The organism is Ralstonia mannitolilytica (assembly GCF_000954135.1).
Classification (GTDB): domain Bacteria; phylum Pseudomonadota; class Gammaproteobacteria; order Burkholderiales; family Burkholderiaceae; genus Ralstonia; species Ralstonia mannitolilytica.
The window spans coordinates 838,479-858,437 of record NZ_CP010800.1; the positions used below are offsets into that span (position 1 = coordinate 838,479).

Annotated in this window: 17 protein-coding genes; 8 read left to right on the top strand and 9 right to left on the bottom strand. The window is 67.7% G+C overall.

Features of this window, described 5'->3' with window-relative positions; genetic code table 11:
* Nucleotides 1–9: 9 nt before the first annotated feature.
* A complete protein-coding gene (locus tag TK49_RS20385; RefSeq protein WP_045219541.1) occupies nucleotides 10–1,317 on the top strand; it encodes an O-acetylhomoserine aminocarboxypropyltransferase/cysteine synthase family protein in 1,308 nt (435 codons plus the stop codon).
* 21 nt (nucleotides 1,318–1,338) lie between these two features.
* Here TK49_RS20385 and TK49_RS20390 read toward each other — a convergent pair whose 3' ends face one another.
* The 6 genes from TK49_RS20390 to TK49_RS20410 all read right to left on the bottom strand — a co-directional run bounded on the left by TK49_RS20390 (nucleotide 1,339) and on the right by TK49_RS20410 (nucleotide 8,176).
* Complete coding sequence (locus TK49_RS20390) at nucleotides 1,339–2,715, bottom strand: amino acid permease (protein WP_045219543.1); 1,377 nt, start codon at nucleotides 2,713–2,715, stop codon at nucleotides 1,339–1,341.
* 98 nt (nucleotides 2,716–2,813) lie between these two features.
* Entirely contained in the window at nucleotides 2,814–3,281 is a 468-nt protein-coding gene (locus tag TK49_RS20395) for a hypothetical protein (protein ID WP_045219545.1), read from the bottom strand.
* Between the two features lie 40 nt (nucleotides 3,282–3,321).
* Entirely contained in the window at nucleotides 3,322–5,232 is a 1,911-nt protein-coding gene (locus TK49_RS20400; protein WP_233902559.1) for a S8 family serine peptidase, read from the bottom strand.
* Between the two features lie 322 nt (nucleotides 5,233–5,554).
* Entirely contained in the window at nucleotides 5,555–6,130 is a 576-nt protein-coding gene (locus tag TK49_RS25030) for a helix-turn-helix transcriptional regulator (protein WP_240480018.1), read from the bottom strand.
* A 2-nt stretch (nucleotides 6,131–6,132) separates the two neighbouring features.
* Entirely contained in the window at nucleotides 6,133–6,570 is a 438-nt protein-coding gene (locus TK49_RS25035) for an AraC-like ligand-binding domain-containing protein (protein WP_240480020.1), read from the bottom strand.
* A gap of 88 nt (nucleotides 6,571–6,658) precedes the next feature.
* Nucleotides 6,659–8,176: a sensor domain-containing diguanylate cyclase gene (locus TK49_RS20410; RefSeq protein ID WP_045219549.1), complete on the bottom strand. Its 1,518-nt coding sequence runs from the start codon at nucleotides 8,174–8,176 to the stop codon at nucleotides 6,659–6,661.
* A 256-nt stretch (nucleotides 8,177–8,432) separates the two neighbouring features.
* On the opposite strand from TK49_RS20410, the gene TK49_RS20415 reads away from it, so the two are divergent.
* The 3 genes from TK49_RS20415 to TK49_RS20425 all read left to right on the top strand — a co-directional run bounded on the left by TK49_RS20415 (nucleotide 8,433) and on the right by TK49_RS20425 (nucleotide 13,393).
* Nucleotides 8,433–8,621 (top strand): hypothetical protein, encoded by a 189-nt coding sequence (locus TK49_RS20415; RefSeq protein ID WP_045219551.1) that lies wholly within the window; start codon nucleotides 8,433–8,435, stop codon nucleotides 8,619–8,621.
* Between the two features lie 324 nt (nucleotides 8,622–8,945).
* Nucleotides 8,946–11,618 (top strand): bifunctional lysylphosphatidylglycerol flippase/synthetase MprF, encoded by a 2,673-nt coding sequence (mprF, locus tag TK49_RS20420; protein WP_045219553.1) that lies wholly within the window; start codon nucleotides 8,946–8,948, stop codon nucleotides 11,616–11,618.
* Nucleotides 11,615–13,393: a virulence factor family protein gene (locus TK49_RS20425; protein WP_045219555.1), complete on the top strand. Its 1,779-nt coding sequence runs from the start codon at nucleotides 11,615–11,617 to the stop codon at nucleotides 13,391–13,393. The genes mprF and TK49_RS20425 overlap by 4 nt, the downstream gene beginning before the upstream one ends.
* 35 nt (nucleotides 13,394–13,428) lie before the next feature.
* Here the strand turns inward: TK49_RS20425 and TK49_RS20430 are convergent, their stop codons facing one another.
* A complete protein-coding gene (locus tag TK49_RS20430; protein ID WP_045219557.1) occupies nucleotides 13,429–15,132 on the bottom strand; it encodes a SulP family inorganic anion transporter in 1,704 nt (567 codons plus the stop codon).
* A 75-nt stretch (nucleotides 15,133–15,207) separates the two neighbouring features.
* A complete protein-coding gene (locus TK49_RS20435) occupies nucleotides 15,208–15,750 on the bottom strand; it encodes an alanine-rich signal peptide protein (RefSeq protein ID WP_045219559.1) in 543 nt (180 codons plus the stop codon).
* Nucleotides 15,751–15,964: 214 nt separating this feature from the next.
* On the opposite strand from TK49_RS20435, the gene TK49_RS20440 reads away from it, so the two are divergent.
* The 4 genes from TK49_RS20440 to TK49_RS20455 all read left to right on the top strand — a co-directional run bounded on the left by TK49_RS20440 (nucleotide 15,965) and on the right by TK49_RS20455 (nucleotide 19,007).
* The gene (locus tag TK49_RS20440) at nucleotides 15,965–16,615 is read left to right on the top strand and encodes a helix-turn-helix transcriptional regulator (protein ID WP_045219562.1); all 651 of its coding nucleotides are present in this window, start codon (nucleotides 15,965–15,967) and stop codon (nucleotides 16,613–16,615) included.
* The gene (locus TK49_RS20445) at nucleotides 16,612–17,580 is read left to right on the top strand and encodes a threo-3-hydroxy-L-aspartate ammonia-lyase (RefSeq protein ID WP_045219563.1); all 969 of its coding nucleotides are present in this window, start codon (nucleotides 16,612–16,614) and stop codon (nucleotides 17,578–17,580) included. Before TK49_RS20440 ends, TK49_RS20445 begins: the two co-directional genes overlap by 4 nt.
* Nucleotides 17,577–17,975: a RidA family protein gene (locus TK49_RS20450; protein WP_045219565.1), complete on the top strand. Its 399-nt coding sequence runs from the start codon at nucleotides 17,577–17,579 to the stop codon at nucleotides 17,973–17,975. Before TK49_RS20445 ends, TK49_RS20450 begins: the two co-directional genes overlap by 4 nt.
* Nucleotides 17,976–18,122: 147 nt before the next feature.
* On the top strand, nucleotides 18,123–19,007 hold the full coding sequence (locus TK49_RS20455; protein WP_045220411.1) for a flagellar brake protein: 885 nt from the start codon (nucleotides 18,123–18,125) through the stop codon (nucleotides 19,005–19,007).
* A 4-nt stretch (nucleotides 19,008–19,011) separates the two neighbouring features.
* Here the strand turns inward: TK49_RS20455 and TK49_RS20460 are convergent, their stop codons facing one another.
* Nucleotides 19,012–19,896 (bottom strand): LysR family transcriptional regulator, encoded by an 885-nt coding sequence (locus TK49_RS20460; protein ID WP_045219567.1) that lies wholly within the window; start codon nucleotides 19,894–19,896, stop codon nucleotides 19,012–19,014.
* Nucleotides 19,897–19,959 lie beyond the last annotated feature (63 nt).

The window sequence follows — 19,959 nt, forward strand, 5'->3', positions numbered from 1 at the left end:
GACGCAAGCATGACGCAGCCATCCCTGAGCACGATCGCCCCCGCCTGGAAACTCGACACCGTTGCCGTGCACGGCGGCTACAGCGCCGACCCGACCACCCGTGCGGTGGCCGTGCCGATCTACCAGACGGTGGCCTTTGCGTTTGACGACACGCAGCACGGCGCCGATCTGTTCGACCTGAAGGTGCCGGGCAACATCTACTCGCGCATCATGAACCCGACCAACGATGTGCTGGAAAAGCGCATCGCCGCGCTCGAAGGCGGCATCGGGGCGCTCGCGCTGGCGTCGGGGCAGGCGGCTGTCACGTATGCGATCCAGACGATTGCGGAAGCGGGCGACAACATCGTTTCGGCCAGCACGTTGTACGGCGGCACCTACAACCTCTTTGCGCACACGCTGCCGCTGTCGGGCATCACCACGCGGTTTGCCGATCCGCGCGACCCCGCTTCATTCGAAGCGCTGATCGACGACCGCACCAAGGCCATCTTTGCCGAGACCGTCGGCAACCCGCTCGGCAACATCACCGACATTGCCGCGCTGGCGGAGATCGCGCACCGCCACGGCGTGCCGCTCATCGTCGACAACACGGTGCCGACCCCGTACCTGGCGCGCCCCTTCGAACATGGCGCCGACATCGTCGTGCATTCGCTGACGAAGTACCTGGGCGGCCACGGCACGAGCCTGGGCGGCGCGATCGTCGATTCGGGCAAGTTTCCGTGGGCGAAGCACAAGGCACGCTTCAAGCGGCTGAACGAGCCGGACGTGAGCTACCACGGCGTGGTCTATACCGAAGCGTTGGGCGAGGCCGCGTATATCGGCCGCGCCCGCGTGGTGCCGCTGCGCAATACCGGCGCGGCGCTGTCGCCGTTCAACGCGTTCCTGATCCTGCAGGGCATCGAAACGCTGGGCCTGCGCATCGACCGCATCACACAGAACGCAGCACAGATCGCCCGGCATCTGCGCGGGCATGCCAAGGTGGAGTGGGTCAACCACGCCAGCCTGGACGATCACCCCGACCACGGGCTCGTGCACAAATACCTGTCAGGCAAGGCGCCGGGGCTGCTCACGTTTGGCGTGAAGGGCGGTTTTGCTGCCGGGGCGCGTTTTCAGGATGCGCTGCAGTTGTTCACGCGGCTGGTGAACATTGGCGACGCCAAGTCGCTGGCGACGCATCCGGCATCGACCACGCACCGGCAGCTGTCCGAGGCAGAGCTTGCCAAGGCCGGTGTGCGGCAGGAGACGATCCGGCTGTCGATCGGCATCGAGCATATCGATGATCTGCTGGCCGATCTGGATCAGGCGCTGGCGCGCGCCTGAAGCCGGGGCGCGGTCAGGCGTTCACTGCCGGCCGCGCACCCACCCGAACACCACCGCCAGCAGCACCAGAAACGGCACACCCACCACCAGCGTCATCCGGAAATCGGGCATCCAAGCGGTGCTCACGATGATGACCGCCATGGCGATCGCGCCAAGCGTGGTCAGCACCGGAAAACCCCACATGCGAAAGCGCAATGCGCGACCCTCGCGCTCGGCGGCCCGCCGGAAGCGCAAGTGCGTCACAAAGATGACGAGCCACGTAAACAGCGCACCGAACATCGCCAGCGACATCATCAGCAGGAACGAGTGCCCCGGCAGCACCACGCTCAGCACCGCCGCCAATGCCGCACCGGAGCTGGACACCGCCAGCGCGCGCAGCGGCACGCCGCGCTGGCTTACCGCGCCCAACGCCTGAGGCGCCTGCCCGCCCCGCGCGAGGCTGAACAGCATGCGCGTCGATACATACAGCTGCGCGTTCATCGACGACAGCGCTGCGGTCAGCACCACGAAGTTCATCACGCCCGCACCCCCGGCAATACCGAGGATTTCCATCACGCGCACGAAGGGGCTTTTGCCCGTGCCGGCCTGCTGCCACGGCACCACGGCCAGCATCAGCGCGAGCGTGCAGAGGTAGAAGAACACCAGCCGGAACAGCGTTGAGCGGAAGGCACTGGTGGCGGCGGCTTCGGGCTCGCGTGCCTCGCCGGCGGCCACGGCAATCAGCTCGATACCGAAGAAGCTGAAGATGCTGACCACCGCGCCGAACCACACGCCATTCCAGCCGTGCGGCAGGAAGCCGCCCGCGCTCACGTAGTTGTGAAAGCCGATCGGGCCGCCGTCGGGTGCACGATAGATGGCGTAGCTCGCCACCGCCAGAAACGCGACGATGGCCACCACCTTGATCATCGAGCACCAGTATTCGGCCACGCCAAACACGTCGACGCTGCTGGCATTGATCCACACCAGCACGGCCGAGAACCCGACGATCCACACCCACGCCGGCACGCCCGGAAACCAGTACGCCATGTACACCGCGACCGCGGTCACTTCTGCACCGATGACGAAGACGACGGCCGCCCAATACGCATAGCGCACGAGGAAGCCGGCCAGCGGGCTCACGTAGTGCTCGGCGTAGGCGCCGAAGGAGCCGGTGGTCGGATGCGCCACGACCATTTCGGCAAGGCAGCCCATGAGGAGCAGCGCGATGAACGCCCCGATGGCGTAACTGGCGATCACGCCCGGGCCGGCCAGTTGAATGGCTGCACCGCTGCCGAGGAACAAGCCGGTGCCGATCGCGCTGCCGATGGCGATCATGGTGAGTTGCGCGGAAGAGAGGCGGTGCTGCAGGCCGCCTTCGCGTGCGGCCAGCGCTTCGAAGCTGCCGGTGGCCTTGGTCATGGTGTTGTCCTGACTGGGGAAAGGCCCGGATGATACGCCGCCCCATGCAAAACGCCCCGCGCGGAGGCGGGGCGTCTTGTACAACGGGGCGGCGGCGCTCAGCGCGCCACGGGCTTGGCGTACTGGATCGGAATGTCTACCCGCGCCTGCGGCAGCGTCTTCTTGAGCTGCGCACGCGCGTTCACGGCCTCCTGGAACGACGCAAAGCGCAGCGTGCTGATGTTCAGGTGTCCGTAATACTCCGCCGACACGGGTGTTGCGGGCAGGGTGCCGACTGCCTGGCGCACGCTGTCGACTGACACCTGCGAGACCACCACTTCGTTGCGGCTCTCGCCAACTACGCCGCGCTCGTTGGCGACTTGCGTGACGGCTGCCGACGCAGCGCCCGCGGCCTTGGTACGCGTGCCGCTGGAAAGCACCTTGAACGACTGCGTTTCGATCTGCACCGTCGGTGCACTTGCGTACTGCGCAAGTTCCTGCGTGCTGAGGTGCTTGCCGACCGCCAGGTCCGCGGCCTGGCAGGCGGCGCCCATCGAGAGGAGCACCGCCAGCGACGCGGTTTTCATAAAAGTTGCATGGATCATGTTGAATGTTCTCCGAACGGGCTCACTTGGCGGCAATCACGCGGTATTCCACGGCCAGGGGCGTGGCCAGGGTCACGGTGTGGGTGCCGCCCTGGGGCTGGTACGTCGAGCAGGCGTTGGTCGGTACGCCGCTGACGGCATAGACCTCCCACGTGCCGGCTGCGTTTTCGCCGTAGAAGGCGTAGCTGCCAAGGCCGTACTTGTTCACGGCATTGACGCCGTTGTTGTAGTAGCCGTTGTACGGGAGGGACAACGCCGACACCGTGCCCGACGGCGATTTCACAAAGAAGCCGACGCTACCAATGCAGACGGAGCCCGACACCCGCAACTGCAAGGCATCGACCTTGTCAGTGCCCGACACGTTGAACTGGCCGAGCTTTTGCACCGCACCGTAGTTCAGCTGGTTGACGTTGGCGAACGCCGCCGCGAAATCCGGCACCGACAAGGCAGCCGGCTTATACGTTGTTGTGGCTTTGGCCATCTTCACGGCGGCGGATGCGTCGATCAATCCAAAGCCGTACCACGTCGAATACGCATAGCCAGCGGCGTTGGTCTGCCAGCCGTAGTCCAGGCGTGCGGTGGTGGCGCCGTCAACCAGGCTCGTGCTCGTGTCGGCCGTGGTGGTGTTGCTCGTCAGGTCGATCTTGGCATTGCGGCCGTCGCGATTGCCGTAGTCCGGGTCGATCTTGCGTGCGGTGGCCCGCAGAATTTCACGCACATCGCGCCAGGTCAGATTCGGATTGGCCGAGAGCATCAGCGCAACCACGCCGGACACCGTGGGCGTTGCCGCAGACGTGCCGTTCATGCTCGAGTAGTCGCATTTCGGGTTGTCTTTCAGATTGGTGGCCGTGCCCGCCATCGCAAAGTCATCCAGCTCGTCTGTATTGGCACGGCTGTAGCCGCGCGCGCAGCCGCTGAGGTCGGTGGAGAAGATCTTCGGCCCGGACCCGACCTCGCCGTACTTGCCGCCGTTGCCGGACTCGCCGCCCAGGCCCGTGATCCAGTTGACCGATCCGGCGTTTGAATAGCTCGCTTTGACGCCACGCGCATTGGCAGCGCCCACCAGGATCACGCCCGGCTCAAGCGCTTCGGGGTCATTGGCCGGATTCTCGCAACTGACGAGCCCAGGAACGCCTCCGGCGGCAGGGCACGTCCGCTCCGGCTGCCCTGGAACCACGATCGCGTCATACTCGTTGCCCGCTGCCTTGAGCATCACCATTCCACGGCCGCCGCGCAGGTTCGGGAACGCGCGAACCGCGGTCTGTGCCGAGGTGGGCGTGTCGTACTCCAGGGGCGCCTGCGGGTTCGCACCGTACGACGCATTGATGATGTGGCCGTTCTTCGACCAGGCCGCGCCGCCATAGGCGGCGTTAATGTCGGGGTTCGCCGCGCGCAGGTAGCGTGCACCGCCCAACGTCGCCCGCGGCGCGATCCCCATCACACCCTTGCCGTTCTGCGCCGCGGCGATGATGCCGGCCACGTTGGTGCCGTGCGCGTCCTTGATGTTCGCGGGATTGTCTGCCGGTGTCGGATCGTTCGAGCCATCGTCGAAGTTGTGCGTCATGTCCGAGTTGGCATTGGCGAACAGGTCTTCGTTGTGCACATCGATGCCGTCGTCCAGCACGAGCACGTTCACGCCCTGGCCCTTGACGCCGGCCCGGTGTACGTCTTCCACATCAATGTCGGTCGTGCCGTCGGCGACGAGACCGAACGCCGCAAAGAAGCTGTTCGCCTGCCTGAGCGCCCACTGGTAGGCGTACAGCGGCTCGGTGCTGCCGGTCTGGCAGGCGTACTTGGCATCGACGCCAGTTTCTGCGCAGGTGGATGCGGGCGGCGTGTTGCCGCCGTTGTTGCCGCCGCCATTGCTGGCCGTGTTGCTGCCGGAATCTCCGCCGCCGCACGCGGCCAGGGCCACGGTGGCGAACAGCGTCAAGGCAAGCGTTTTTCCCGTTATGTCTTTCACGAGACCCCCGTTTTGTCGTTGTGAGTTGTGCGAAGCGCGGGATGCCCGCACCGCTTTGACCTGTTCGACGAAGAGAGGGCACATCGTCCGTGCCCGCCGCAAGCGCATCGGCGCTCGTCAGGTCGGGCCGGATGCTCGCATGCACGACGGGCGCGCTTCAACGAAGAAGGCGCATGCCGCCGCTAACCGGTTCCGCTGTCGCGCGAACCTGTCAGCGCGTCTCAGCCCAGGAGCGGCAAGCGCGGGAGGAGGAAGGAAAAAACGCGTGCGGGAAGGGGGGGCGCTGCGCGCATCAGCGCATCTGCATGACCCAGGTGCGCCAGTCCTTGTGCTGCACGAACGGCATGGCGGCGGCGCGCCCTTCGACGGCCAGCATGCGCGTCTCACGCGGGGACATGCTGGTCGCACGACGGTATGCACGTGCAAAGTTCGAAGCGTCGGAAAAACCGTAGGTCTGCGCGATTTCGGCCACCGAACGGTGTGTCTGCGATCGGTCGGCCAGGATCGCGTGGCACTGTCGCAGGCGCTGCATGCGCAGGTAGTTGAAGAAGCCGCCTTCGCGCTCGAACAGCCGGTAGAGCGTGGCACGCGAGATGCCAAACTGCACGGCCACGCCTTCGGGCGAAAGCGTCAGATCCGACAAGTTGTGCTGCATGTGTCGGCAGATCGACGCAAAGAGGCTTTCCCTCACGGCCGGCGCACTGGCTTCCGTCACCTGGCAGTTGATGGCGGCCGCCGCCAGTTGCAGGGTGCCCGGGATGACGGCCTGTGCTTCGGCGTCGCTCAACTTCCCCATCGACTGATAGAGCGAACACAGGTGATCGCGCAGCAGCCCGACCATCGGGGCGTCGCCGCGCAGCACGCGCATGCTCAGTTCGTCGGGTGCGCGCAGCAGCGGTGCAGCAGGCGCCGTGGCACGGCCAGGCTCAGAAAGCGGCTGTCGGTCGTGCTGGTGGCGAGCGGCTGCGCAGCGTCGACGATGAACAGATCGCCCGGGCGCGTGGCGCTGCCGCTGTCGCCATCGCGCTGTCCGCAACTGCCTTCCAGGTAATACTGCAGAACGTAGACATCCACGCCGTCGCGCCCGAGCTTGGAGCGGGAGCGGTCGTAGTGTTGTGCCTGTGCGCTGAGCATGCCCACGCCGGTCTCCCCGCACAGATAGGCATCGACGCTGGCCCGGAACCCCTCCGCGCGCGGCACGGCAGAGCGCGTGTCGAACAGCACGTTGATCGCGTCCCGCCACGCGGCGAATTGATGCTCGCGCGCAAGCGCAGATGTATCGAAGTGCGAATGCGGTGGTTTGCTCACGGCGGTTTCCTCAAAGCCCCCGGCATTGTGCAGAAGTCGTGGCCGATGACGGCATGCTCCAAAAGGAGGGTTTACGCCGCACGCTCGCCTACACCACCGCCAGCCTTGGCCGCTCCGGTCTGGGCATGACCACGTTGCGGCCTGCGGCCTTGGCTTCATACAGCCGTCCATCGGCCAGCCGAACAAGGTCTTCCAGCGTGTCGTCTTCGGCGGCAACGCCCGAATGCACGGCCACGCCGATGCTCACCGTCAGCTTGCCGTACGCACTTCCCGCGTTGGGCTCGTCGGCCGCCAAGACAGCGGCCCGAATGGCTTCAGCCACGCGCACGGCGCCGCTGAGGTCCGTATTGGGCAGCACGGCGCAGAACTCTTCGCCGCCGTACCGGCCGGCAAAGTCGCCGGGCCGCTTGATGCTGTCGTTCACGCAGCGCGCGACGGTGCGCAGCGCGGTGTCGCCGGCGGCGTGGCCGTAGCGGTCGTTGTAGCGCTTGAAGTCGTCCACGTCGATCATCAGGACCGACATCGGCGTGCGGTGCCGGTTGGACCGCAGCCATTCCATTTCCAGCGCGGCATCGAGCGCGCGGCGCGTGCCGAGGCCGGTCAGGCTGTCGGTGTTGGCCATGAGCTGCAGCTGCTGCTCCATCTCGAGGCGCTTGCGCAGCTGCCGCGCAAAGAGCACAGACAGCACCATGAACACCGCGTCGAGGATCAGCACAATGCCGCCGATCACCCAGGCGCGCTGCCACCATTCGGCGTAGATGTCTTCGGTGGCCAGCCCGACCGTGACGATCAGCGGGTGGTCTCCGATATGGCGGAAGCTGTAGAGCCGTTCGATGTTGTCAATGCCGCCGACGTCGATGTAGGAGCCCTCGGGTGCCAGCAGGCGCTTCTGAAACGCGGTGGCACCGGCAACGCTGCGGCCGATGAGTTGTTCGTCGTACGGGCGGCGCATGAGCAGCGTGCCGTCGGTGCGCACCAGCGTCACGGCCGCGTGCGGGCCGAGGTTGATGCCGTCGAAGAGCCGGCGGAAGTAGTTCAGGCGCAGCGTGCCGACCACGATGCCGTTGAACTCCCCGTGGGGACCGTTCAGGCGCCGGCTCAGGCCGATCGACGTCTCCAGGCCGCTCACGCGCGGCTTGAACGGCTCGCTGATATAGAGCCCCATGTTCGGGGAGCCCCGCTGCACCTGGAAGTAGTCGCGATCGCCGAGGTAGATGCGCCGGGGCGGCACCGCGCGCGAATCGACGACCACGTCGCCCGCCGCGTTCGTGACCAGCAGCGAGCCCATGTCCTGTGCGTTGGTGGACCGGTCAAACAGCACCAGCTGCCGCACGTTGGCCGGCAGCGCGCTGATGACGGGATCATGGACCGTGTCGATGACGGCCTGCAGCGACAGGTCGTACACTTCGATGTTGCGCGCGATGTCGCGCTGCAGGATCAGTGCGAGGTTGTCTGCGCTGTCCCGCGCGCGCGCCAGCGCGTCGACGCGCATCTCCCACAGCGACAGTGCCGTCAACCCAGTCACCACGAGCGACAGCACCGACGCCCCGGCGATCAGCAGGGGAGGGCGTCGCAGAAGGGCCGCCGTAGCGCGCTGGAGAGGCATGCGCGAATCGTGAATTAGTGATGAGACGGACGATTGTGTACCGGACTCCACCTTCCTAGGCAATAGGTTGTAGAACCTTTTGCGCAGCGAAAACGTTTGCGTACGCGCTCCTACGCCGCCGCGTCGCGCAGGTGCAGCACTTGCTAACCCCTTGGGGGATGTGCCGGGCGCGCCGCACCGCACCGCTTCGATGGGGCGGGCCGCCCACTTCATCACCACCTTTGCCTATGCTGGATCCGCACCCTTGGAGAACGCCATGCCAGACGACCGCGCCTCGCCCACGCCCGCGCCCGCCAACCCGCATCCGCCCGTCGCGGATACGCACGAAGAGGCACTGCTCGACGAGGGCATCGAAGAAACCTTTCCCGCGAGCGACCCCGTGTCGGTCGATACCGGCAAGCCCGATGTCCCGCCGGAAGTGCCGGCACAGGCGCCCAGGCCATAAAATGCGCAATATGTGTCAACGCAATCGCCACTTCGTCCGTATTACGTGACATCAGAGATGACGTTCGGATCGCGCACGCGCGACATGACCGGCGCGCCGGCGGCCGCAAGACAACCGACCGCGCCCGGCAACAACGGGGGCTCAACACAGGTTGGGGACGCTTCTTGAGGCGCAAGCCGCAGGGCCGCCAGATTCCGGCCCGGCGCGCGCCGATACCTCCCGTTTGCGCGTACCCGCATCCCATCCGGTGCGCCACCGGCGCCGTGCTCAGCCGCGTGCATGACGTGGCGCACCCTTCAAGCCAGCAGGATTTCGTGTTTCACCATGCCTGACGCCGCGTCCAACGACGCCAGTCCCCCCTCGCGCAGACCGTCGCCCAAGCGTTCCGCCCGTGACGGCGCAGACGCCGCGCTCGACCCATCCGCCAGCGCCTCCCGCGCCGATTCCGGTTTCGGCCTGGGCGGCTGGTCCGTCATCGGCATCGTGCTCGTCCTGGGCGCGCTCGTCTTCGACAGCCTGTATGCGCTGCTCGACCACGTGCATTACGCCGACATGGTGGCTGCGCTGCATGCCATGCCGTTCTCGCGCCTGTTGCTGGCCGCCTTGGCCACGGCGCTCAGCTATGCCGCCCTGACGCGGTACGACGCATCGGGCTTGCGGTATGTCGGCGCGCAGCTGGCGCCAGGCACGGTCGCTGCCACCTCGTTCATTGCCTATGCGCTCGGCAACACGATCGGGCTCGGTTCGCTGACGGCGGGGTCGGTGCGCACGCGCCTGTACACAGCGGCCGGTGTCGACGCCGACCGCGTGACCGCTGCCGTGGCGTTCGATGCCAGCGCGCTGGGCGTGTCCACCACGGCCTTCGGCGCGGTGGGGCTGCTGTGGGGCGCACCGCATATCGCCGCCATCACGCATCTGCCGGCGTCGCTGCTCGAAGCGGTGGCGCTGCTCGTTCTGGCTGGCGTGGTCGTGCTGCTGGCGTTGTGCCTGCGGCAGCGGCACGTCACGCTGGTCGGCCGCTGGGAAATCCGCTTGCCGCCGCCCGGGCTCGCGGCGCGGCAGTTCGTGATCTCGGCGGCGGACCTGAGCGCGGCGGCGGCGGCGCTGTGGTTCCTGATGCCGGCCGGCGCCGTCGATCTGCCCACGTTCGTAGCCTTCTACGCGCTGGCCGTCACGCTGGGCGTATTGAGCCAGAGCCCGGGCGGCCTGGGGGTGTTCGAGGCCGTGATCCTGCTGGGGTGCGGCGACCAGGCGGCGCCGGCCGAGATCCTGGCTGCGCTGCTCTACTACCGGGCGATCTACTTCCTGATGCCGCTGGTGCTGGCCACCGCCATGCTCGGCGTCTTCGAGCTGCGCTCGGGCACCGGTGCGGGTGCGCCGTTTGCCCCGTTCGGGCGCGCGGCGGTCAAGCTATCGCCGGGGCTGCTGGCGGCGCTGACGATGGTCTCGGGCGTGATGCTGCTCGTCTCCGGCGTCACCCCTGCCACCGACGAGGCCGAAGATCTCCTGCGCATGCACGTGCCGCTGTTCCTGGTGGAGGCGTCGCACATGATCGGCAGCGTGGCGGGGCTCGTCATGCTGTTTGTCGCGCGGGGGCTGCTGCATCGGCTCGACGCGGCGTGGTGGGCGGCGCTGGTGCTGTCGCTGCTGGCGGGCGTGCTGGCGCTGCCCAAGGGCATCGCCGTGTCGGAGATGGCGGTGCTCGTGACGCTGGCGGTGCTGCTGGTCATCTCGCGCCGGCAGTTCGACCGGCCGTCGTCGCTGTTCTCGCAGCGGCTGGAGGCCGGCTGGCTCATCGCCATGGCATGCGTGTTCGCGGCGTGCGTGTGGATCCTCTTCTTTGCCTACCGCGAAGTCGCCTACGCCAACCAGCTCTGGTGGCAGTTCACCTTCGATGGCGATGCGCCGCGCTCCATCCGCGCGCTCATGGCGGTGGCCGTGACGGGCCTCGGCTTCGGCCTGTGGCAACTGTTCCGCAGCGAGCCCGGCGAGACGGCCCTGCCCACCGAAGAAGACCTTGCCCGCGCCGCCGAGATCATCCGCGCCCAACCCGCCGCCGACGCCGTGCTCGCGCTGATGGGCGACAAGAGCCTGCTGTTCTCGCCGTCCGGCAAGGCTTTCATCATGTATGCCCGGCAGGGGCGCTCGTGGGTGGCGCTGTCCGACCCGGTGGGCGCGCAGCAGGAGTGGCCCGAGCTGATCTGGCGCTTCATCGAAATGGCCGATGCGCACGGCGGCCGCGCGGCGTTCTACAAGACGCGCCCGCAGACGCTGCCGCTGTACCTTGATGCCGGCCTGCGCGCGTACAAGCTCGGCGAGGAGGCATACGTGTCCCTGCCGGAATTCAGCCTGAAGGGATCCCGCCGCGCCAACCTGCGCCACGGCGTGACGCGCGGCGAGCGCGAAGGGCTGTCGTTCGAGATCGTGCCGCCCCAAGGCGTGCCGGCCATCCTGGAGGAGCTGCGCGCCATCTCCGACGAGTGGCTGCGCAACCAGAACGCGCGCGAGAAGGGGTTCTCGCTCGGCGCGTTTGAAGACCGTTACATCCTCCGCCAGCCCGTGGCGGTGGTGCGACGCGAAGGCGCCATCCTGGCCTTTGCCACGCTGATGTGCCCCGACGTGCTGCGCATCGAGGCCAGCGTCGACCTGATGCGCTACCGCAGCAACGTGCCGCCGGGCACGATGGATTTCCTGTTCGGCAAGGTCATTCTCCACTTCCAGGCCGAGGGGTATCAGCGCTTTGGACTAGGGATGGCGCCCATGTCCGGCATGGTCGAGCACCAGCTTGCGCCGCGCTGGCACCGGTTCGGACGGATGATGTTCCGCCATGGCGCGCGCTTCTACAATTTCCGCGGGTTGCGCAATTTCAAGGACAAGTTCGAGCCGGTATGGGAAGCCCGCTACCTGCTCGCACGCGGCGGCCTCGCGCCGCTGTTTACATTGACGGACGTCGCCGCGCTGATCGGCGGCGGCTTGAAGGGAGTGATCTCCAAATGAGTCGGCAAGCACCGCGCCCGCAAGAGGCGCGGCATCGGGGAGTGCAGCCCAGGGGCTGGCGTCTGGCGGCCCGCGTGGGCACGGCCTGCATGGCGCTGGCGGCCGCGTGCGCCGTGGTGCCCAATGCGTGGGCGGCCGCCACCGCACCGAAGCCCGCGCCGGTGCAGGGCCCGGTGCTCGTGCCGCCGGTCGGGATGACCGGCGCCAGCGGCGTGACAGCCGCGCCACCGCAGGGCGACATGCCGCCGCGCGTGCAGATGAGCCCCGCCGCCGTCGCGGCCAACAAGGCAGCCAACGGCGGCGTGCTGTCGCTGCCGGTCGTGTCGCCGGCCACCTCGGCTGCCGCGCCCGGCGCCGTCGAGTTCGTCACCCACGGGCGCTTTCGCGATGTGCCGGTCTACAAGCCCAGGGGCGAAATCCGCTCGGTCGTGCTGATGCTTTCGGGCGATCTGGGCTGGACGACCACGGCCTCGCGCATGGCCCAGGCATTGGCCGACCAGGGTGCGTTGGTGGCGGGGCTCTCCACGCCCGCGTTGTTCTCCAGCCTCGAGGCCGACTTTGGCGATTGCGCGTTCCCCGACGGGGATCTCGAAAACTTCAGCCGCTTCCTGCAGGCGTACGAGAAGGTGCCGGGCTATTTCCCGCCCATCCTCGTCGGCGACAACGAAGGCGGTGCGCTGGCGTACGCCATGATCGCCCAGGCGCGCCCCAACATCTTCGCGGCAGCCATGTCGATCGAGTTCTGCCCAGTGCTCGAACTGCGCAAGCCGCTGTGCAAGGGCGAGGGCATCCATTTCAGCCGCCGCCAGAGCGAGAGCCGGACCACCGCCAAGCGCACCAAGCCGCCCGAGAACGCCGGCGTGGTGCTGTTGCCAGCGACCAAGCTGTCGGCGCCGTGGGTCGTGCTGCAATCCGACACGCTCACGCCGTTTGCGCGCCGCTCCGGCCCGCTGTGCGATGCGCATGCCACACAAGCCTTCATCAACACGATCTCGGGCGCGCAGTCGGTGGCGCTGCCGGCGTCCGTGTCGGGCGCGAACGCTCAGCCCATCACCGCGAACGAGCTGTTCAAGGCCGCCTTCGCCAAGCTCGTGGCGCAGCGCAAGCCACCCGCTGCGCCGCCGCCTGCCGCGGTGTCGGACTTGCCGATCATCGAGGTCGCCGCGCAGCCCGGCACGTCGTCCGACCTGTTCGCGGTGCTGCTCTCCGGCGACGGCGGCTGGGCCGGCCTGGACAAGGAGGTCGCGGCCGCGTTGTCCAAATCGGGCGTGCCGGTGGTCGGCGTCGATTCGCTGCGCTATTTCTGGACGCCGCGCACACCGGCCTCCGCTGCCGCGGACATGGACCGCCTCGTGCGCTTCTACGCCGCGCGGTGGAAGAAGCCGAGGGCGTTGCTGATCGGCTATTCGCAAGGCGCCGACGTGCTGCCGTTCATCGTCAACCGCATGCCGGCCGCCTCGCGCGACCACGTTGCGCTGGCGGTGATGATGGGCCTGGGCAAGCGCGCCGACTTCGAATTCCACATGACCAACTGGGTGTCGAGCAGCTCGTCGGGCCTGCTGATCCTGCCCGAGGCGCAGAAGCTGCCCACGGGCCTCGGCATGTGCATCTACGGCAAGGACGAGAAGGACAGCAATTGCCCCGCCCTGGACCCGAAGCAGGTTCAGCTCGTCAGGCTGCCCGGCGGCCATCACTTCGATGGCGACTACGCCAAGCTGGCGCGGATCATCCTCGAAGGGGCACGCGCGGGCGGCGGCGGGGCCGTCGCGCGCTGACCGATGGCAGTCGTGGCCGCCGCGCCTCGTGCGTGTCAACCGCCGGCGGCCAGGGACTGCACGCACTCATCGACGCTCAATTCGTGCAGCATCGCCGGGCGCAGCGTTTCGTCGGTGGCGCGCAGCAGGGCGGCCAGCGCATGCGGCTTGAGCCGCACCAGCATCAGCTGCAGGCCGCGCGCCGCGCATTCCGCCGCAAAGATGCGCAAGGCCTCGATGGCCGAGCCATCGACGTCGGGCGTTTCTTCGAGGCTCAGCATGATCGTGCGCAAGGGCACGTCGTACGGCTGCTGCAGCATCGCCCGCACGTTGCCGAGCACGCGTTCGGTATTGGCGAAGAACAGCGGCACCTCCGGCCGGACGATCAGTACGCCAGGCAGCGGCTTCGCGTCGGCGTGCAGGGACACATCGACGAAATCATGGCTGTCGCGCAGGCGTCCGAGCACGCTCACGTTGGGCTCGGAGAGCTGGCGCAGCGTCAGCAGCAGGCTCACGCCGATCGCCGCCAGCAGCCCGTGCAGCACGCCAAGCACCAGCACGGCCAGCAGCGCGGCGATGACGACGAGGCGATCGCGGTGCCATGTCCAGTACGGCTTGAACACGCCCGGGTGCAGCGAATGGCTGACGGCAAAGATCACGATCGCGGCCAGCACCGGCTCGGGAATCCGTGCGAGCTGCGCAAGGAACAGCCAGACGATCAGCGCCACCACGGCCGCCGCGCACAGCCCGGCCAGCCGTGACTGCGCGCCCGCCGCCTCGTTGGCCGACGTGGCGGAATACCCGGCGCCGACCGGCATGCCGTGCAGCAGGCCCGACAGCAGATTCGCGCAGCCCAGCGCGACGAGGTCGCGGTTGGCCGACATGCTGTCGCCGTGTTTGAGCGCGAAGTTCCGGATCGAGCCGTACGACTCGGCATACAGGATCAGCATGAGCGCAAAGCCGAGCTCCGCACTCTGCATCCATTGCACGCGGCCCAGGCTCGGCACGCCGAAGCTCACGTTCTGCAGGTCGATCTGGCCCACCACGGCAATGCCATAAGCGTGCCAGTCGACGCCATAGCCCACTGCGATGGCGAGCACGATGACGACCAGCGTGGCCGGAATGCGCCCCCAGCGCCCGAGCCCGAAGAGCAGTACAAGTGCCACCGCGCCGAGCGCCGCGCTGTAGCGGTTGGCGCTTCCCGTGCTGCCGAGCAGGTCCAGTACCACGCGGAGGGTGTCGCTGTGGTGCACGGGCACCGCCAGGATCTTCGGCAACTGCTTGATGGCGATGGTCAGTGCCAGCCCGAACGTGAAGCCGCGCAGCACCGGCCGCGCGATGAAGTCCGACATGCCGCCCAGCCGTGCCAGCCCGGCCAGGATGAACAACACGCCCGTCGCGATGACGAGCGCCGCCGCCATCGTGAGTGCCGTCGCGCCGTTCGTGCCGGGCTCCGAGAGCACCGTCGCGAACAGCACCGCCGCAGACGACGATGTGGCCGAGACGATGGCAAACCGGCTTGTGCCGAGCAGCGCGTAGACGACGAGGCCGCACAGCAGCGCGATCAGCCCTGCCTGCGGCGGCAGGCTCGCGATGCCCGCATAGGCGACGGCTTCGGGCAGCAGCAGGCCCGCAATCGACAGGCCGGCGACCACATCGCCCAGCACGCGGCGCTGCGGCGTCTGCGGGGGCGCGGCCAGCGGCGCGAAGTTCTCTGCGTGCTGCAGCGCGGTGGCGGAATGTTCCTGGTGTGAAGGCATGCGATGCAGGGCAGAAAAGGAAGACGCCGCGACCAGGCGGGCGCGGCGTGCGGTGTCAGCAGCAGGCGGCGGCGCTTACTTGGCGCAGCCCTTGCCTCGGCTCGGTCGCATGCCCTGGGCCTTGGCGTCGGCTTCGGTCATGTACTGGCCCTGCTTGGTCTTGCCGTAGTAACGGTCGCCCGCGCAGTGGTAGACCTTGGTGGTGGCGTTGGCCCAGACCTTGTCGGGGCCGCCACCGGCAGCCACGGTGGCTGGCGCTGCGGCAGCCGGCTTGGCGGGTGCAGCGGCAACGGGTTTGGCCGGCGCGGGCGCGGGCGTCGGGGCGGGTGCTGCAGCAGGTGCAGCGGGCGCGGCAGCAGCCGGCTTGGCCGGTGCAGGGGCCGGAGCCGGAGCAGGTGCCGTCGAGGCGCTCGCGGCGCTGGCCTTCTTGTCGACGCCGCCATGACCGCGGCAGGCACCCTTGAGGGTCGCCCCGCTATAAGGCGTGCCGTCCTTGCAGACTGCGTGCACGCCAGCAGGTGCCGCGGCGGCGGGCGCGGCCGGCGCCGCGGTGCCCTGCGCAAACGCCGATCCCATCACCAGCGCACCCATCGAAAACATCAACGCAGACAGTTTCATAACGAGACCCTCAACGAGGCACACGGGATACGTGCGTGACCGATTAACGCCGGCCAAGGGCACGCGTTGACCACACCGAGGGTTTGTCAGAAGACAAAGGCTGCAACGTTGACCATTGCGTAACAGTTCAGCGGTGGCGCGAGGTGGCCGACGGCGCGCGCCAGAGCCTCTTTCCATTGACGAAATGTCAACAAATAACGTATCGTCAACACCCATGAGGGCTGCTGAAGAAAACCGCCTCCTCCTGCGCGAGGGGCGCAAGATCGTCGAGGCGCTGGGCAAGACGCTGGCGCCGCTGGTGGAGGTCGTGCTGCACGACCTGACCGATCCCGACCATTCCGTGGTCGCCATCGCCAACAATCTTTCGGGCCGCCGGGTGGGCGACGCCGCGACGGAAATGGGCCTGGCGCGCATGGCCGATCCCGGCTTCCCGGAAGTCATCGAAAACTACGCCAACCGGTTTCCCGATGGGCGGCCGGCCAAGAGCACGTCGATCGGGCTGAAGAACAGCCGCGGCGAGTACGTGGCCGCCATCTGCCTGAACATGGACGTGTCGATGCTCGGCGCCGTGACGGCCGGCCTCACGCAACTGGTGCGCATTGACGTGGCAGCGCCGCCGGTGGCCGAGTCGCTCGCGCCCCGCCGCGTGGAAGAAGTGCGTGCCGCACTCGAACGCTTTGCCGTCGCGCGCAACACCACACCCATGGCGATGACGCTCGACCAGCGCCGCGAGGCCATGCGAGAACTGGCCGCCAGCGGCCTGCTGAACCTGCGCCGCGCGTTGTCTGAAGTCGCGCAGACGCTCGGCGTGGCGCGCTCTACCGTCTACACCTACCTGCCCGAAAACTCCGAGGACATTGCATGAGCCTGCCCCTTTCGTACGACGACATTGCTGCCGCGCATGCCCGCCTGCAAGGCGTGGCGCACAAGACGCCCGTGCTGACCTCGTGCACCGCCAACGCGCAGACCGGCGCAGAGCTGTTCTTCAAGGCCGAGAACTTCCAGCGCATGGGTGCTTTCAAGTTTCGCGGCGCATACAACGCGCTGCTGCAGTTCACGCCCGAGCAGCGCAAGGCGGGCGTGATCACGTTCTCGTCGGGCAACCATGCGCAGGCCATTGCCTTGTCGGCGCGGCTGCTCGGCATGCGCGCGGTGATCGTCATGCCGAAGGATGCGCCTGTCATCAAGGTGGAAGCCACGCGCGGCTACGGCGGTGAAGTCGTGTTCTACGACCGCTACACCGAAGACCGCGAGGCCATCGGCCGCAAGCTGGCCGAGGAACACGGCCTCACGCTGATCCCGCCGTACGACCATCCGCACGTGATGGCCGGGCAGGGCACGGCGGCCAAGGAACTGATCGAAGAAGTCGGCCCGCTCGACGTGCTGCTCACCCCGTTGGGCGGCGGCGGACTGCTCTCGGGGTGTGCCACGGCCGCACGCGCACTGAACCCCGCCTGCAAGATCATCGGCGTGGAGCCCGAAGCCGGCAACGATGGCCAGCAGAGCCTGCGCCGTGGCGAGATCGTCCATATCGACACGCCCAAGACGCTGGCCGACGGCGCGCAGACCCAGCATCTGGGCCGCTACACGTTTGCCGTGATCCGGCAACTCGTCGACGACATCGTCACGGTCAGCGATGCAGAACTCGTCGCCACCATGCGCTTCTTTGCGGGCCGCATGAAGTCGGTGGTCGAGCCTACGGGCTGCCTGGCTGCCGCGGCGGCGCTGCAAGGCAAGGTCGATGTGCGCGGCAGGCGCGTCGGCATCGTCATCTCGGGGGGCAATGTCGACCTGCAGCACTTCGCCAGGCTCGTTCTGGAGCACGCATGAGCGACACGACCGAGGCGCGCTATCTCAACGCGCCGGCGCTGCGCCCGCCCGCCGGGCACTACTCGCACGCGGTGTGCGCCAACGGCTTCGTCTTCGTGGCCGGCCAGATTCCCGTGACGCCGGCCGGTGAAAAACTCGTCGACGCGCCGTTCGAGACGCAGGTGCGGCAAGTGTTGTCCAACCTCGACGCCGTGCTGGCCGCGTCGGGCACCAGCCGCTCGCGCCTCGTGCAGGTGCGCGTATACGTGACCGACATGGAAACGCACTGGCCGGCTTTCGATGCGCTGTACCGTACGTGGATCGGGGACGTGCGCCCGGCGCGTGCGGTGGTGCCGGTGCCGACGCTGCACTACGGCCTGGCCGTGGAGATCGAGGCGACGGCGCTGGCCGGATGACAAAACGCTTGCCGTTGACGGGCGTCAGCATGAGGCCGCGTGAGGGGGGTTGATGTCCGTCGGTTTACCGGCCATTGTTGCAAGATGCCGGAGGTTCCTGCCCGGGCATTTTTGCCCGTGGCCACGACAGACGACTCGCCCCAAGACATGATCCAAGCCGCACGGCAACTCACGCAGGACGATGTACCGATCGGGCAACCGTTGCCTTTCATCATGGGCGACCCCGCTGGCCGTCTGCTGTTGCCCGCCGGCGTTGTCGTGCACGACCCCGACGATGTGCGGCTCCTGTTCCAGCATGGGCCCGTGCTGGCGTTGACGCAGGTCGACACCCAGGACACCGCCGGCACCGAGCCTCCCAAGGAACCGCCGGAAGGCAGGCCGCGCCTGGGCGCCACGGGGCTGAGCATCGGAACCGTGCTGCAAGTCCACGAGAAGTCGGCGCCGTTGCGCGGGCCTCTGCCGTGCCGGTTGATCGGCTACGTGGAAGGCGAGGCGCTCTTCATCACGCAGCCTGCCGATGCCAAGCGCACGTTGCGGCCCGGAGCGCGCGACGTGCTGATGGTGCGCGGCTTCTCGGGCCGCGCGGTCATCACCATGATGTGCAGCGTGGTCGCGACGGGCCAGTTCCCGGTGCCTTATCTCGTGTTGTCCATGCCCGCCAAGGTCCAAAAGATGCCGTTGCGGCGTGCGCGGCGGGTGCAGGTGCGCATTGGTGCGACGGTGCGTCCCGAAGGGCAGTGCCCGGCGCCGACGGACCGCGTCGCCGTGCTGCGCGATATCTGCCTGAACGGAGCCCTTGTGCAGAGTGCCGCCCCGACGTTTCGGTCGGGCGACCGCATTGCGTTGGACTTCAGCGCCTACGTCGACGGGCAGCAGGAGGATTTCGCTCTGGTGGGGCGCGTGGCCGGTACGTCGTCGGTGCAAGAAGGCACGACGGCGTTTCCATCGTTCGGCGTGGAATTCACGCTGACCAAGGAGCAGACGGCGCGTCTGTCCCGGCTGATCATCGAACGGCTGGACGAGCCGCTTTGACGGATCAGCCCGACAGCATGGTTTCGAGCAGCCACGCCCCTGCCTGGCCCAGCGTACGGTTGCGCGACCATACTGCATCGACCTGCACCTGGCGGGGCCAGCCCCGTGCGCGGATTTCGTGCAGGCGGTCGGCGGCAAAGTGGTCCACCAGCCAGCGCGGCAGTTCCGTCCAGCCGAAGCCCAGCACCGCCATTTCCAGCAGCATCAGGTAGCTCGGCGCCGACCAGCGGCGCAGGCTGCGCACGGGCACAGCGTCGGTTCGCGGGCCCGTCGGATCGACGAACGTGTTCAGCCGCAGCTCGCGCGCCTCACGGAGTATGGCGTGCGGCACTTCCTCGTCGCCGTATCGGGCGAGTGGGTGCTGCAGCCCCACGAACAATCCGATCTCCGATTGTTCCGCAATGGTTGCCCATCCAATATCGGCCGGATATGCCGCCTGCGCGGCCACCAGGCCGATCTGGGCACGGCCCAGCTGGATGATGTCGACCACGTCTTCGTGCTCGGCGATCAGGCATTCGAGTTCAAGTTCGGGGTAGCGCTGCTCGAGCGTGGCGAGCGTCTGCTCATAGCGGTCGGACTGATAGGTATCGGACACCACCAGCGTGAGGCGTGCCTCCAGCCCACCAGCCATCTGCGCGGCGAGCCGGTCCATCTGCTCGCTGGCCTCGAGCACGCGGCGCACCTGCGTGAACATGGCGCGGCCCGCCTCCGTCAGCGTGGGCTGGCGCGTGCTGCGGTCAAACAGCGTCAGGCCCAGGTCGATTTCGAGATTGGCGATCGCCTCGCTGATCGTGGACTGCCGCTTGCCCAATTTGCGGGCGGCGGCGGAAAAGGAACCGAGCGTGGCGGCTTCGGCAAAGGCGAGCAAGGCTTCGGGTGAATGACGCATTGAGTCCTCCGGCGAGCGGCATAGCGCCCATAATATCGGAAAAACCGATATCAAAGAACTGGA